Below are 748 nucleotides of genomic sequence, written 5' to 3' on the forward strand. Positions count from 1 at the left end.
CATTGCACCAAAAATGCGCCGATTCGGTTCTCAGTGCCTTTTTCTGGGTCGGAATCATAAGCACTCGCAACCGAGCGAAATAGCGGAGAAATAATACCGCCACAACGCGCGGTGGTACTTGGGGTTGCAGGTGCAAACAGCAAATCAGTCAACACTAAGCCGTAAGCAAGGCCTAATGAGTTGTGACCAAGTTTAGAGATAAACCAGTATCCGACGCGTCGACCAAAGCCGGTGGTAATAAAACCGCGAGAGATAAAGAACGCAGCTGCAATAAGCCAAATCGTAGGATGCGCGAAGCCAGTCAGTGCGGTGTTGATTGGCAGAACGCCAAGCAGGGTCGCGGGCCTCAAACCCATCAACGCCATCGCGCCTAGAGGAAGTGGGGCGAGGATCAAGCTTAGTACGGTGGTGACGAATATCGCCATCATTTGCCAAGCTTGATCGGTGAGTCCTTCCGGGGTTGGGATAAACCATAAGATGCAGCCTATCGCGACCAGTAGGAGCATTTTCATTTGGGAACTATTCATACATCCATCTCCAAGTTATTTTTCTTCATCATAGGGTTTGGAAATGGCAAAAAACTGAGAGAAATCAATTTCATCAACGACGTACTTGAGCTCTTTATCAATTTGCATGTCACGACAAAATCTGTTTGAAAAATAATTGAGAATAAACGCATTAAATTAATAAAAGTCATAAAAATCACCACTGAGATCCGCGTCAAAATTCATGGTGAGAGCCCCTAAGT

At 46.1% G+C, this 748-nt stretch carries 1 protein-coding gene; it reads right to left on the reverse strand.

Annotated elements, in window-relative coordinates:
* The coding region (locus R7Z50_RS26895; RefSeq protein WP_318149669.1) for an SLC13 family permease at positions 1-527 on the reverse strand (527 nt) is incomplete at its 3' end.
* Positions 528-748: the final 221 nt, after the last annotated feature.

This window comes from Vibrio sp. 1249-1, from assembly GCF_033340495.1.